Below are 13379 nucleotides of genomic sequence, written 5' to 3' on the forward strand. Positions count from 1 at the left end.
CTGTGCGGTTTGGAGCCAGGTGCGCATCAATGCGCACCTGGTTTTTTTATGCCGCTGACTTGCTGCGCTTCAGACCGATTAAGGTCGGGAACACAAACAGCGACTGCCCCAATCCACGGTTGGTCAGAGACCATACCGCCACTGAACACAGCGAACAGATACCCACAATCGCGATGGGATAGAAACACGCCCACATCACCGAGAACCACGCATGTTCAAACAGATGATGGCGCTGAGCAAACAGAATCGCTGACATGCCAAAGAACTCAATGAAGATACGATGGATCACGTATATCTGCAGTGTGTTACGCCCAATCCAGTTAAAGTACGTCATCTTGAAGTGCGCATTAAGCCAGCGGCAAGCCGCCACGCTCACCAGCACCGCGATGATGCACAGGAACAGACTCTTATCCAAGCCAAAGATAATGTGGATGCCTGAAGCGGCAGCCAGTAATGCCCATGGCAGGATATTTTCACGACGCCATTCGCTCAACCGCAACATCAATGGGCTCCAGAATGCCCCCACCAGGAAGAACAGGAAATACTGCGCCACACTCTGCGGTCCCCAGTACGGAATGATCTTCTCAACGGCCAGATAGTTAAGTACTACCGCCGCCACCAGCAACGCCACTTTCTGCTTATGGAAAATCTTGGCGCACAGGAAGTACAGCGCTAAACCGTACAGATACCACGAGGTACTCATCGCCATGAAGGTCAGCTTGAGGAATTCAAACAGCGAACCGGCATAGGCCGCATTCAGGTTCTGCGAAATACGCTGTCCGGTGATCTCAGTGGAAATGCCTACAATCGACCACCACTGAATAAAGCCCCAAAGAATATAGAGATAGAACAAATTAGTAATACGACTGGTAAACACCTGCTTCCACGGGCGATTCAAAATCCCGTTGGTTGCCAGCAAGCCAGAAACAAAGAAGAAGGCTGGCATACGCAGCGGTGATAAAACGGTATTAAAGTGCACCCATATTTCTGCTGGGATCCAACCCGCCGTCAAATATTTCACCGTTCCTTCAAATCCGGGTAATACGGTGTGATATAACACCACCAGCAATATACATGCCCCCTTAAGGGTATTGACCCAAGCAATATCTTCTTTTCTGGCGTTGTTCATATGGTTTACTCCCGATGCTGTGTAGGTCTTAAAAGGAGAAGTATGAGGAAAAAATCAATGAAGCATTTCTGGTTATTTAACGATTATTAAACACGCCTGTACGCACTGACTGTAGCGAAAGTCCTAAAAGCCTTTTCGTGGCCCTGATATAACAATACTTTACAGTCCCAGCTATTCTTCGAATACTAAGCAGACTAAGAATATTTGCCTTAAATTGAGGGGTTAACCTTCACAGCGCGGAAAATTCGGCATGCCTTTTCAGGCGGGAAAATTGAGAACAATCCACCACGGCAACAGCCAGATAATAATCAAATGTTTTTCAGATAATGATTAAATGTGGCAAATGGATAAGCGGGAATATTTCAGGTGTGCTATGTGGATATAATAAGGGCCAGTAAACTGGCCCTTATCAATTATTGCAATGGTGCGGATTTAGCTTCTAATGCCGGTTTACGCAGAAGACGCGGATACAAGAATAAAACGCGCCCTGGCCCGCGATTTAACATTGTCCATACCAATAGCGAGACGCTCACACACACTGCCACTCCAGTGACAGGCATCAGTAACGCCCACGCCCAACTGAATGCCGCATGACCGAACCAGCCGTAGTGCAGCGCAATCGCAATCGCGCTCAGCCCGAGCAGTTCGATAAAGATACGGTGCAGCACATAGATTTGCAGCGTATTACGACCAATCCAGTTGAGCCACGCCATATTAAACCGTTCATTAAGGAAACGGCACACCACAATGCCAAATACGATGGTCAGCAGACTGTAGAACGGGTTTTTATAGATACCACCAACATGATGCGCCACACCGATTAACGCGATGACAGTCAGCAGCAACCAGTGCTGACGTTTGAGTTGGCTTATCTCAATCAGAGACTGGCTGAAGAACACCCCTAGCAAAAAGTAGAGATAATTTTGCGCCACGCTTGCAGGTCCCCAGCCTGGTATCAGGCTGAACTGCGCCGCATAGTTAGCCAGAATAGCCAGCAATACCAGCGCAATTTTCTGACGATGGAACAGCTTAGTGAACAGGAAGAACCCGGCCAGCGCATAGAGGTACCACAGGCTGGTCATGGCGGTCATCAACAGCTTGAGAAACTCAAAGGGTGAATCCGCATAAGCAGCATTCTTGGAACTGGAGAGACGTTCTCCCAAATGCGTCGAAATGTAGTGGATGCTTAGCCATTGGATCGCTCCCCACAGTAAATACAGGTAGACGATATTACTGAACTTCTTGGTGAATACCTCTTTCCAGCTCTTCTTAACGATAGAACTGGCAGCCAGCAACCCAGAGACAAAGAAGAAGGCAGGCATACGCAACGGTGAAAGATAGGTATTAAATGTTACCCACCAGTGCGCCGGAACAATACCGGCGGTGAGATGATGTATCGAAGGAGCGAAGGTGGTGATGATTGAGTGGTGCAACACCACCAGCAATATACATGCACCTTTTAGCGTGTTGATCCAGAGGACCTCATTTCTGGCATTACTCATTGTTTTATCCTGATTGCGCCATGAATTTGTAAAGAATTATTTATATTTACAAAGTTGTCTCAATCGGGCGGGTCTTAAAAATGATTTCACCTGTTGCCAAATCAATTCTAAATTATATAAAAAGTTTTTATTTCAGTGAGTTATTGCACAGGGGCGAAAAATTTTTCAGAAGAAACTGAGGGAGATTAAAGCAGGCAAAAAGAAGGAAGCGCCGTCAGATCCAGACGGCGCTTGAGTCTATTGATTAAGAAACTTGTCAAGAAATTGCCGAGTGCGTGCCTGCTGCGGATTGCTAAACAGCGCTTTTGCGGCGCCCTGTTCCACGATGCGGCCCTGATCCATAAAGATGGCGCGATCGGCCACATCCCGTGCAAAGCTCATCTCATGGGTGACAATCACCATGGTACGTTTCTCCTGCGCCAGTGCACGAATGGTGTTGAGCACCTCACCTACCAGTTCGGGGTCGAGCGCCGAAGTCGGCTCGTCAAACAGGATCACCTCAGGACGCATGGCCAGCGCACGGGCAATGGCCACACGCTGCTGCTGCCCACCCGAAAGTCGGCGTGGGAAGCTCTCCTCCTTGCCATGCAAACCCACTTTTTCCAGCAAGCTGCGTGCACGTGCAACCGCTTCCGCCTTGGGTTCACCCTTCACGATCACCGGCCCCTCAATGATGTTCTCCAGCACTGAACGGTGCGGGAACAGATTGAAGTTTTGGAACACGAAACCGACCTGCTGGCGCAAGCGTCTCACCTGCTCTTTCTGCTTATTCAGGCCTATGCTGGCGTCAATGGTGATATTGCCCACCGTGACGCGGCCACTGTCAGGCACTTCCAGCAGGTTGATGCTGCGTAGTAAGGTGGTCTTGCCTGATCCGCTCGGTCCAATAATTGCCACCACTTCGCCCGGCGCGACATCGAGATCGATACCGTGCAAAACCGTCTGGCCATGGAACTGTTTTACCAGCTGACGTACTTCAATCGCACTCATTTCACCTCCCGATCCTGTCGATTCACATGCGCTTCCAGGCGGTTTTGTAACGCCGACAGCAGGGTAGCCATCACCCAGTAAATCAGCGATGCCGCCAGATACATAGTGAAAACTTCCAGTGTACGCGAGGTAATCAACTGTGCCTGGCGGAACAGCTCTGGCACCTGAATGGTCGCAGCCAGTGAGGTGTCCTTGACCAGACTGATAAAGCTGTTACCGAGCGGAGGTAACGCCGTACGTGCAGCCTGCGGCAGGATGACACGGCGCAAGGTCTGCCACGGCGTCATTCCGATACTGGCCGCCGCTTCCCATTGACCACGTTCAATGGCGGCAATCGCGCCACGCAGTGATTCGGAGGCATAAGCGGCCGTATTAAGAGAAAGACCGATCATGGCGGAGGGTATCGGATCCAGTTCAATACCAAACTGCGGCAGACCGTAGTAGATCATAAACAGTTGAGCAATCAGCGGTGTGCCACGAAAAATCGACACATAGATACGCGCCAGCCAGTTAATCGGCCAGAAATGCGACAGGCGCATCAGTGCTAACACGAAGCCAAGTACCAGGCCGAAGAACATCCCGCCGATACTGAGCTGCAGTGTGAACAGCGCGCCCTTGAGTAAAAATGGTGCTGAATCCAGCACCAGTTGTAAGCTTTCCTGCATTATTTAGTGACGTCCGCGCCGAACCATTTCTCAGACAGTTTGCTCAGCGAGCCATCTTTCTGCATGTCGGCAATCGCCGCATCAATGGCTTTCAGCAAATCGTCATTGCCTTTACGCAGCGCGACGCCTGATTCCAGACGGGAGAACGCAGGGCCTGCAACGGCCATGGTATCGCCGGTTTTCTTCACCAAATCCAGAGCCGCTAAACGGTCAACCAGGATGGCATCAACACGGCCTGAACGCAGGTCCTGATATTTTGTTGGGTCATCATCATAAGTACGGATGTCCACGCCTTTGACGTTATCACGCAGCCACTGCTCGTAGTTAGAACCGAGGCCAACCCCCACTTTCTTGCCAGACAGATCTTCCGGCTTGGTAATGGTGCCAGCGTTTTTCTTCAGCGTCAGCGCCTGCACACCAGAGATGGTGTAAGGGGTGGAGAAGTCATACTTCTTCTTACGTTCAGGTGAAATCGTCACCTGGTTAATCACCACATCAATACGTTTCGAGTCCAGCGCGGCCAGCATGCCATCCCATTTGGTCGGTTTGAGGTCGGCTTTTACCCCGAGATGCTTAGCCAGTTCCTGCGCAAATTCAACTTCGAAACCGGTGAGTTTGCCGCTTTCGTCCTGGAAGCTGAACGGCGGATAAGTGCCTTCCAGACCGACGCGCAGTTCGCCTTTGCTTTTCACCTGCGCCAGCAGATCTTCTGCTGCGAAAGATTTGACGTTAACGCCCGCGACCAGCGCGACCGCCATCATGCCCATCACCAGTTGGCGACGAATTGGAGAGAAAGCCATGTTTACCCCATTTATTGTGATGTGTTGTGTGCTGTGGGCAGCGAAACCCATGTTTGCCGCCCTTTCGTTATTGGCGTTATTGCGCACTTCAGGCTGCAATAACCGCCGGATTATAAACTTTTTTTTGGCGCTGTCTCAGACCGAAGGATGATAAGCAAATAACGCTGGCGATCCGCCGGTATGCACAAACAGCAGCGGCCCTTCACGGCGGAAGCGATTCTGCGCAATGCCATCGATCAGGCCCGCCATCGCTTTGCCGGTGTACACCGGGTCCAGCATGATGCCTTCAAGGCGTGCCAGTAACTTGACTGCTTCCATCCCCTCTTCATTCGGTTCACCGTAGCGTGGCGCAAAATAGTCATCCCACAATGTAATGGGCGCATGTGCCTGAACTTCCAGCTGTTCCGCCAGTGCAGTACGAATACGCTCCACCACCGGCAACTGTGCTTCGACCTTCCTTGAAACGGTCACGCCAATCAGTTCGCTTTGCGGTAACAGATGTTCCAGCCCGACCGCCAAGCCCGCATGGGTTCCGGCGCTGCCAGAAGCCACCACCACGGCGGCGAAATCCACCACGCCTTCGCTCTGATGGGCAATTTCCTGGGCACATTCGACATAACCCAACGCACCTAACGCGTTTGATCCCCCCACGGGTACCACATATGGACGGAAACCCTGCGCTTCGAGGCGTTCCGCCTGTTCGGCCAACTGCTGAGTCGGATTATGTAACGCTTCCACCATGACGACCTCGACATCCATCAGGTCAAGCAGCAAACGGTTACCGTTGGAGAGATAGTTTTCAGAGGTGGTGCCAATCGGATTTTCCAGCAAGGCCACGCATTTCAATCCGAGACGTGCCGCAACAGCAGCGGTCTGGCGCACATGGTTTGACTGGATAGCCCCCGCCGTCAACAGGACGTCAGCCCCTTCACGCAGCGCATCGGCAGCGAGAAATTCGAGCTTGCGCAGTTTATTGCCGCCTAAGGCGACAGGGGTGAAATCATCGCGCTTGATAAAAATATCACGGCCAAGGTAGTCAGAAAGCCGTGGCAAATGCTCAAGCGGCGTCGGCGCACCGAGTAATTCGAGACGTGGGAACTGGTGCAAAAGGTGTAAGGACAATGCAGCCTCCATTCGGGCAATATGCAATTATCCATACAGTGTTGCAGAAGATGAGAAAAGTCGCACCCGGAATTCGCCGTGTGCGGCCCTTGTTGTCGCTATGCTCAGCGACAACAAGGGTAGGATCACAATTAGCCCTGCTGCCAGCCTAAAAACTGGTCATATTTTCGCAGTGCAATGCGGTAATTGTTGTTACCCGCGTCAGGCAAATCATTTTCCAGACACTCATGCCAGCTGTTACCCCGTAATTTGTCTGCCGGGAAATTTTTCGCTTTCAGCATGTCGTCAAGACGACGCAGGCGAACCACATATTCACGAATCGTGCTGTGACTCATTTCGGTCTGTTCAAACAGATACTGCTTAAACGCCATGATATCGAAGTAATTTGGATGGGTATTACAAAAAATATCGCTACAGAAACGACATAACGCGGTTAATTCCGGCTGGAGCTTCATCCACACCTGGTCGTCAATCATTTGGTCCATCCGAGCGATGGCCTCTTTATTGATGATCTGGCCGCGAAATACTAACGCCATGCGGTCTAAAACCTTGCCACAATGTGAACAGTTGCTTTGGCTGTGTTTGTAGTCTTTAAGATAGCGACTTAAAGGTCTGGCTTTGGCTTTGGCTCCCATTGCTGAGTCCCCGGTTTTATTATTTTTTCGATCCCAGGAACTGATTCTGTCAGCGCGCCCCCGACAATCGGGCACGCAGGCGTTTTATCGCCTGACTGTGCAACTGGCTGACGCGGGATTCTCCCACCTCCAGCACTGCGCCAATCTCTTTCAGGTTCAGTTCTTCCTGGTAGTACAGTGTGAGCACTAATTTTTCACGATCGGGTAATGCCTCGATCGCTTCAATTACGCGGTCACGCAGGTTTCCTTCCATTAATTGATGAAGCGGGTTGGCTTCCTCATGCCCCTCCGTCACCAATTCCGCACTGTCCCCGTGTTCTTCTCGATATTCATCATAGGAGAAGAGTTGGCTGTTATTGGTATCGAGCAAAATTTGCCGATACTCTTCCAGCGAAACATTCAACTGTTCAGCCACTTCCTGCTCAGTAGCCGAGCGCCCCAACGCTTGTTCTACCTGATGCATGGCACCAGCCACTTCGCGCGCATTTCGACGTACGCTGCGAGGTGCCCAGTCGCGGCTGCGCAGTTCATCCAGCATTGCGCCCCGGATACGCTGCACGGCATAAGTGGTAAAGGCGGTGCCTTGTAGCGCGTCATAACGCTCCACGGCATTCAATAATCCGATACCACCCGCTTGCAGCAGATCGTCAAGCTCAACGCTGGCTGGCAAACGCACCTGCAAGCGCAACGCTTCATGCCGCACCAGAGGAACGTAGCGCTGCCAGAGCGAATGTTTATCCATCACGCCATCGGGCGTATAGAGATCGTTCACGTTGACTACCCTGCGTTAATAAAGTTATCGGCATGATTATCCAATTCTGTAGGGGTTTTGATTGGCAGAATAGACAGGAAAAAGCGAGGTTATTTCAAATTTGTTATGGATGGCGGTGCAATGCACCGCCATAAGCGCAGCGGCTAGCGCAGATTACGCAGCCGTTGCCGCGTGCCAGGCGGCACGGCGTCCCACAGCACACAGATCTTTCCTGCGAGCGTCTGATAAAAATCGCTTATCGGCGCTTCTGTTTCCAGTGCAGGATTAAATAAAACCTGCCCAGTCTCCGCGTCGATGCTTATCATTTTATTGATGAACAGTCGCTGTAAGTCGCTACGCAAGAACAAACCATTATCGACACTGTTATCCGCCAAAAATCCCTCTTCATTTTCTTGCGTGTCGATATAGCAGGCTTCCACCCAAGGCCAGCTATGACGTTCCGTGAGTTGTGTGCCGGTAATTATGCAGGCACCGTAGCGAGCTTTCACCGCCGAACTGAACTCCGCCTGGCTGGCGCGCTGTAGTACTTTGGCTTTCACGCGACGCCCCACCTCCGTGCCGGGCATCACCGCCGTTGGTACTTTATGATGCGGTGTGCTCAGCACCACCAGGAACTGAATCTTGCGCGACAGCGGAAAGCAAGGATGCGCCTGGGAATCGAACAACTGCCAGTACTCATCCTCTTCCGTCTGGCGCATCAGCACCAGCTTGAACCCCCGGCTGCTGAGTAAGTTCTGCGCCTCCGCCGAATTGGGATCGAGCATGGCATAGACCTGGGTTTCACCCACCACTTTCCAGCGTCCCTCTTTCTTTATTTCATCGTTACGCCGGAAATAAAGGAAAGCCTGCTGATTTTTTAAATAGTGCTCAAAGCGACGCAGATAGTTTTTGCGCTCGTTATCTTCCGATACGAACAGCAGATCCTCCAGCGGGCTATTGATCTCTTCCTGCGCGAACACCGCGCGGATCACCAAATTGCGAAAGCTGGTCGACGGGCTCAGCAACCCGCGTGCGGTGAGTTCTTTCTCATCAGGATGCTGCTGCGCATAGCGCAACGCGATCTCTTCGAAAGTCAGCTGCTCACCCGGTAACAAGTCATAATTGAAGCGCATAGACACCCCAGAAAACAAAAAAGTCGTGCGAAAAAATTGGAATGATTCTGGGGAAGTTATCGGCATTTTTAGCTGGGACTGTAACAGGCTGGTTACTTTTCTTGCGTTATAGGGTGCTGGGGGAAATCGGGCTGAAGAGTGAGAGAAAATTTGGTTTTGGTTGGGATAAATTACTGGGTAATGATGGTTGGTTAAGATAATTACGCAGTACATTGCGCCGCTACGACCTCCAACTTGGATCGATAGCAGCACGATTTATTGCGCACTTCTACTGCGGCGCAAAGACTAAAACAGCATGTTTCATCTGCTCATGCACCTGCGCTGACGGTGGTGCGGGTAGCTCAGCTTGCTTTGCCGCGTCCATCGCCGCAGTGCAAAGTGATAAATCCCCGCTGTAAACATGTAAGCCGCTTAGCTGCCCCTTGTCATCAAGGTCGATGCGCAAATTGCAGGTTTTGCCGATGTAATGGTCAGCATCATAAAACTCACTTTGAATCGCGTACTGGACGGCAAGATAGTAACTTTTGAGATCGGTGACGACAGGAGCCGGTGGTTTTTCAGTATGGGACTGAGGGTGTTTGATCGGCGTGCAGCCCACCAAGATAAGAGCAGCAAAGGCAAGAATTCGCATGTATCACGTCCTGTGATGAGAAAAAGAGTCTTATTTATAACAGATTTGCCGCCAAATTGAGCACATGCTGATGTCGGTTGAGGTAACGATCAGCATCAGATTTAGCGACTCGCTGAAAATCGTTCATTTGATTAAATGAGTAATGTGAATTCATCATCGCAGCCAGAATACTAAAGTCTAGCCCTGTTTTATTCTCAGTCGCAGGGTTTTCTTCCGTAGAGAATTTAAGCGGATTGCCGTGTTGCTTAATACATTGCCCAAAACGTCGTAAACCATACTCGATTTCTCCTTGATAATTGACATTAAGCCAATGCCCCGAAGCATGCGTTATTTCACTGCCTTTATAGTTGCAGGTCAGCACGGTATTGTTGGTGATAAGGGTTTTCTCTACTAATGCGCCCAATTTCGGTAAAGCATATTCAAATTCGGTGCCATTATTATGGATCTTCTTTAGACTGCGTTTCTGTGCCAGCGAGGCAGACTTGGTGTTTGGAGTGAAACCTAAAACCTTGAATAAATGAATTATTTCATCAACCCAAAGGTAAGCAAGCTTACGCCATCTCAGGCCATCCTCCCTCAGAAGGGTGTTCTTTAACTTGCCTTTTTCAGGGGGGATCAATAAAAAAACATCAGACTGGAAAAAGATAACCACGTGGTTGCGATAATAATGCAACTCAGTATTTAAGAGCTCATCCTGATAGAAAAACGATCGACGATAATTAACAGCAAGCATAACTAGAGCCTCATCCTTGAAACATCAAAATCGATTTCACAAATTTATTATGATTTATTATAGGTAATATCTTTTAGATCTGAACATCTGACAAATGCGATATATTTCCGTTCCATGCGCCCGGTAATGGTGAAGGGAACCGAATAGTGCGTTCCTTGTTCAAGTTGAATACTCTCACTGGCAATATGCAGTGCCCCAATGGTAATCCGACTTTTATGGAAAAATGCTTCTGCCGGTTTATTCAGTAGATCACGCTCTAGGCTACTGATAATTTGCTCAGGCTTGATTAAAGGGCAAGTTAATCGGTCTTGCTGTATCTCGTTATTTTTCTCCCAACTGCTGTAACTGGCAAACGCCAATCCCATGCAAGCAACAGCCAGCAAAGGAATAAATACGCTCTTCCCCATAGCAAAGTCCATTTAATTAAATTTCGCAGGATTCTAACGCCAATTAACTCAAAACAGACTTAACAAAAAATGCTGATCATGATTGGGGAACATATTGGAAAAGTTAGCATGGGTGAACGTTTATAGGCATTCAGAGAGACCAAAACTCAGCCACCACGCACTCTGCCTCACTCTTACCTCATCGTAAACCCATCAAAAACTGATGGAATCCACAATGCGAAACCTACTAATATTAGTAGGTACAATACAGTTTCTTTACATTTCTAATTGACAGAATGAACGTTACGCAGGCATTTTAAAAAAGAAGACTTGCAGAGCGCGGCTTTTTTCCAACACCTAATGGATATTTTCTGCCTTTAAAACGTTTCCGGTTAACTTATTACCGGAGTCAGTTCTATTGATTTTATCTATTCTCCTCTGCAATGCAGCCTGTATTCTCACACAGCGAAACCTCAGGCTTTAAACCCAATAATAATCATAAATTCATAGAGTTAACCCCCTACTCTCAGGTTAACGACTGGCTGTTTTTTAGAATTGGTGTATTTATGGACAATACTAGTTTCAAGGAAGTCACGAAAACCGATCGTTTCGAAATACTGGCTATGTTGCGCGAGGCAAAAAAACGCAATGGCAGCGTTGAGTTTACCTATGGTGATAAAATTCTCAGCAGCCACTTTATCGAACTGGACTTAAGTGGTTTCCAGGTTATTGCAGAAGTCGATGATGTTACGCTCGACAGCACTTTTTCCATGGTGATCCAGGGTAGCACGGAAAAAATTGAATTTGACGCAAATTTAATTGCCCACTCTTCGGCAGCCCATCAACTGACATTTTCTTTTCCGTCAGAGATCGTCATCACCCAGCGTCGTAGCAGTGTACGTGTGACGATTCCAGAGCAATTCGGTTTTATTTGCGAAGGACGTTTTCGCGACGGCTACGTGCACCGTATGGTGATTAAAGATCTTTCGTCGCGTGGCGTGCAATTAATCTGTTCAGAGACTCTACCAACGCTGACTAAGCCTGGCATGTTGCTCAAAAGCATGACGCTAAATCTACAAAATTACGGTCAATACCCGGTAGATTTAACGCTGCTCAACGTGAAAGAAATCACGCATTTTGCTAACTCCAGCACGCAGTCAAATTACTTTTCACTCGCTTGTGCTTTCTCCAAACCCAGTCCAACGCTGACGCGCCGTATCGAAGACGTGTTAATGGAGTTGACTCTCGATATCAAACGCTTACAAAGAATCCGTTAAGCCAGCTTGATGGTTTTATCAGCATAAAAATCATAACCAATTGGTTTTTATGTATTTATAAAAATCACCGGGATCTGCCAAGCCCCCGAAAAGTTAAGTTAGATTGTACTTATCGCAAATGTAAACAAGCTAGAAATGTTTTTATCGATAGTTATTCGAAAATTAAGTGTTAACAACTATCAATCGATCAGGTCCAGAAATTTATAGTCATCGCCAGTTAAGAGTAATCCTAATGACTATCACGAATTGCTGGCGATGCGCTGAAACCCTGCTGCTCAGTCGGAATCGGGATAACAAAAACCAACTGAATTCCCACTTTGGAGTAGTACCTGATGAAAAAGATTCTGTTACCTCTGGCTTCTGCTGTGTTGACCCTGATGGCGATGAATGCGCATGCGACCAACGGCACCGTTAAATTCACCGGCAGCATTGTGAAATCGACCTGTACCGTGAATTCATCCGACACCAACAAAGAAGTTTTCATCGGTAAATACCCAACCAACGCCTTCAGCAAAATTGGCGATGTGACCGCCTCTAAAGCCTTCACCATCAATCTGTCTAACTGTGACAGTGGCACCTATACGCTGCGTTTTGACGGCCCAACCGTGGCTGGCAATCCAAACCTGTTAGCGGTAAGTGCAGCGACTGGCGTGGGTATCGAAATTCTGGATAACAACGAGAAAGTGCTGCCAATCAACCAGACAGCCGATGACAACACCGCGTGGGTCACCGCTTCCAGTACCAATACCGCTGCGCCAAATGGTACTGCGGCCTTTAACCTGAAAGCGCGTTACAAATCCTTTAATCAGACCGTCACGCCGGGCGAAGCCAACGCCAGCACCAGCTTCACCATCGAATATAAATAATTTAAATCTGCAACTGCCAAGGATGGCGTGCGCCCAGTGAGTGAAACCATGAAAAAGTTATTTGCAGCCGTTATGTTTATTTATTCTGCGAGCGCCGCTGCAGGTATTCAGGTTGATGAAAGTCGCGTTGTTTACAACGGCAATGCGAAATCCGCCTCGCTGGACATCCGCAACGACCAGAATGACACCTATATGGTGCAAACCTGGTTGGACCGCGGTGATGCGACCAAAATACCGAAAGATATTCCGATTCAGGTGATTCCGCCGGTATTAAAACTGGCCGGAAATAAAGAGGCCATTCTGCGTTTTATCTATGCAGGTCAAGGTCTGCCGCAGGATCGTGAATCGGTATTTTGGGTCAACGTACAAGAAATCCCTCCCGCACCGAAAGAAGCCAATACGCTGCAAATTGCGGTGCGTACGCGCGTAAAACTGTTTTATCGCCCCGCTGGCTTGAATACCACATTGGAACAACAGGTGGAAAACCTGAAGTGGCGTAAGCAAAACAACAAGCTGGTGATTGAGAACCCAGGCCCGCTGAATATTACGTTCTCTGTGCTCAAGCTGACGAACTCCGCTGGAAAACAGTGGCAAGTCAACGCGGATATGGTTAACGCCTTCGGTCAATTGACGGTCAATCTTCCTGCTGGCGCTGAAGCCGCCTCTCGCGTACAGGCCAGCTATATCAACGACTTTGGCGGCAACAGTGCTGCAAAACAAAGCGCTTTATAAAAAATTACACACAGCAATTTCCTTTGG

15 protein-coding genes are annotated in these 13379 nt (G+C 49.0%); 3 read left to right on the forward strand and 12 right to left on the reverse strand.

Annotated elements, in window-relative coordinates:
- Positions 1–46: 46 nt before the first annotated feature.
- The 12 genes from F3J38_RS11905 to F3J38_RS11960 form a co-directional block, all read right to left on the reverse strand.
- Entirely contained in the window at positions 47–1129 is a 1083-nt protein-coding gene (locus F3J38_RS11905) for an acyltransferase family protein (RefSeq protein WP_167138589.1), read from the reverse strand.
- 413 nt (positions 1130–1542) lie between these two features.
- Entirely contained in the window at positions 1543–2631 is a 1089-nt protein-coding gene (locus tag F3J38_RS11910) for an acyltransferase family protein (protein ID WP_167138590.1), read from the reverse strand.
- Between the two features lie 237 nt (positions 2632–2868).
- Positions 2869–3621 carry an L-cystine ABC transporter ATP-binding protein TcyN gene (gene tcyN / locus F3J38_RS11915; RefSeq protein WP_167138592.1) on the reverse strand — a complete coding sequence of 251 codons (753 nt, stop codon included), beginning with the start codon at positions 3619–3621 and terminating at the stop codon, positions 2869–2871.
- Positions 3618–4286, reverse strand: coding sequence for a cystine ABC transporter permease (gene tcyL, locus F3J38_RS11920; RefSeq protein ID WP_167138594.1), 669 nt, complete (start codon positions 4284–4286; stop codon positions 3618–3620). Before tcyL ends, tcyN begins: the two co-directional genes overlap by 4 nt.
- A complete protein-coding gene (gene tcyJ / locus F3J38_RS11925; RefSeq protein WP_167138596.1) occupies positions 4286–5086 on the reverse strand; it encodes a cystine ABC transporter substrate-binding protein in 801 nt (266 codons plus the stop codon). The genes tcyL and tcyJ overlap by 1 nt, the downstream gene beginning before the upstream one ends.
- Before the next feature lie 135 nt (positions 5087–5221).
- Positions 5222–6208 carry a D-cysteine desulfhydrase gene (locus F3J38_RS11930; RefSeq protein ID WP_167138598.1) on the reverse strand — a complete coding sequence of 329 codons (987 nt, stop codon included), beginning with the start codon at positions 6206–6208 and terminating at the stop codon, positions 5222–5224.
- 131 nt (positions 6209–6339) lie between these two features.
- Positions 6340–6843 carry a flagella biosynthesis regulatory protein FliZ gene (gene fliZ / locus F3J38_RS11935; protein ID WP_084935523.1) on the reverse strand — a complete coding sequence of 168 codons (504 nt, stop codon included), beginning with the start codon at positions 6841–6843 and terminating at the stop codon, positions 6340–6342.
- A gap of 49 nt (positions 6844–6892) precedes the next feature.
- Positions 6893–7615 (reverse strand): RNA polymerase sigma factor FliA, encoded by a 723-nt coding sequence (locus F3J38_RS11940; protein WP_084935524.1) that lies wholly within the window; start codon positions 7613–7615, stop codon positions 6893–6895.
- Between the two features lie 143 nt (positions 7616–7758).
- The gene (locus F3J38_RS11945; protein WP_167138600.1) at positions 7759–8727 is read right to left on the reverse strand and encodes an HNH endonuclease signature motif containing protein; all 969 of its coding nucleotides are present in this window, start codon (positions 8725–8727) and stop codon (positions 7759–7761) included.
- 268 nt (positions 8728–8995) lie between these two features.
- The gene (gene tolA, locus F3J38_RS11950; protein WP_167138602.1) at positions 8996–9358 is read right to left on the reverse strand and encodes a cell envelope integrity protein TolA; all 363 of its coding nucleotides are present in this window, start codon (positions 9356–9358) and stop codon (positions 8996–8998) included.
- A 34-nt stretch (positions 9359–9392) separates the two neighbouring features.
- The gene (locus tag F3J38_RS11955) at positions 9393–10091 is read right to left on the reverse strand and encodes a hypothetical protein (protein WP_167138604.1); all 699 of its coding nucleotides are present in this window, start codon (positions 10089–10091) and stop codon (positions 9393–9395) included.
- 47 nt (positions 10092–10138) lie between these two features.
- Complete coding sequence (locus F3J38_RS11960) at positions 10139–10498, reverse strand: hypothetical protein (RefSeq protein WP_167138606.1); 360 nt, start codon at positions 10496–10498, stop codon at positions 10139–10141.
- 545 nt (positions 10499–11043) lie between these two features.
- On the opposite strand from F3J38_RS11960, the gene F3J38_RS11965 reads away from it, so the two are divergent.
- From F3J38_RS11965 to F3J38_RS11975, 3 genes are all read left to right on the forward strand, one after another.
- Positions 11044–11754, forward strand: coding sequence for a PilZ domain-containing protein (locus tag F3J38_RS11965; RefSeq protein WP_167138608.1), 711 nt, complete (start codon positions 11044–11046; stop codon positions 11752–11754).
- Positions 11755–12086: 332 nt separating this feature from the next.
- Positions 12087–12620 carry a fimbrial protein gene (locus tag F3J38_RS11970; protein ID WP_167138610.1) on the forward strand — a complete coding sequence of 178 codons (534 nt, stop codon included), beginning with the start codon at positions 12087–12089 and terminating at the stop codon, positions 12618–12620.
- Between the two features lie 48 nt (positions 12621–12668).
- Positions 12669–13352, forward strand: a complete 684-nt coding sequence (locus tag F3J38_RS11975) for a fimbrial biogenesis chaperone (protein WP_167138612.1) — start codon at positions 12669–12671, stop codon at positions 13350–13352.
- The last annotated feature ends 27 nt before the right edge of the window (positions 13353–13379 follow it).

The sequence above is a fragment of the Candidatus Pantoea formicae genome (genome assembly GCF_011752625.1).
GTDB classification, from domain to species: Bacteria; Pseudomonadota; Gammaproteobacteria; order Enterobacterales; family Enterobacteriaceae; genus Pantoea; species Pantoea formicae.

Excerpts from the sequence above, each read along its gene's own strand:
- F3J38_RS11955 (WP_167138604.1), bottom strand. The coding sequence starts at position 10,091 with ATGCTTGCTGTTAATTATCGTCGATCGTTTTTCTATCAGGATGAGCTC.
- F3J38_RS11965 (WP_167138608.1), top strand. The coding sequence starts at position 11,044 with ATGGACAATACTAGTTTCAAGGAAGTCACGAAAACCGATCGTTTCGAA.
- tcyJ (WP_167138596.1), bottom strand. The coding sequence starts at position 5,086 with ATGGCTTTCTCTCCAATTCGTCGCCAACTGGTGATGGGCATGATGGCG.
- tolA (WP_167138602.1), bottom strand. The coding sequence starts at position 9,358 with ATGCGAATTCTTGCCTTTGCTGCTCTTATCTTGGTGGGCTGCACGCCG.
- F3J38_RS11945 (WP_167138600.1), bottom strand. The coding sequence starts at position 8,727 with ATGCGCTTCAATTATGACTTGTTACCGGGTGAGCAGCTGACTTTCGAA.
- F3J38_RS11975 (WP_167138612.1), top strand. The coding sequence starts at position 12,669 with ATGAAAAAGTTATTTGCAGCCGTTATGTTTATTTATTCTGCGAGCGCC.
- F3J38_RS11905 (WP_167138589.1), bottom strand. The coding sequence starts at position 1,129 with ATGAACAACGCCAGAAAAGAAGATATTGCTTGGGTCAATACCCTTAAG.
- tcyN (WP_167138592.1), bottom strand. The coding sequence starts at position 3,621 with ATGAGTGCGATTGAAGTACGTCAGCTGGTAAAACAGTTCCATGGCCAG.
- fliZ (WP_084935523.1), bottom strand. The coding sequence starts at position 6,843 with ATGGGAGCCAAAGCCAAAGCCAGACCTTTAAGTCGCTATCTTAAAGAC.
- F3J38_RS11970 (WP_167138610.1), top strand. The coding sequence starts at position 12,087 with ATGAAAAAGATTCTGTTACCTCTGGCTTCTGCTGTGTTGACCCTGATG.
- tcyL (WP_167138594.1), bottom strand. The coding sequence starts at position 4,286 with ATGCAGGAAAGCTTACAACTGGTGCTGGATTCAGCACCATTTTTACTC.
- F3J38_RS11960 (WP_167138606.1), bottom strand. The coding sequence starts at position 10,498 with ATGGGGAAGAGCGTATTTATTCCTTTGCTGGCTGTTGCTTGCATGGGA.
- F3J38_RS11910 (WP_167138590.1), bottom strand. The coding sequence starts at position 2,631 with ATGAGTAATGCCAGAAATGAGGTCCTCTGGATCAACACGCTAAAAGGT.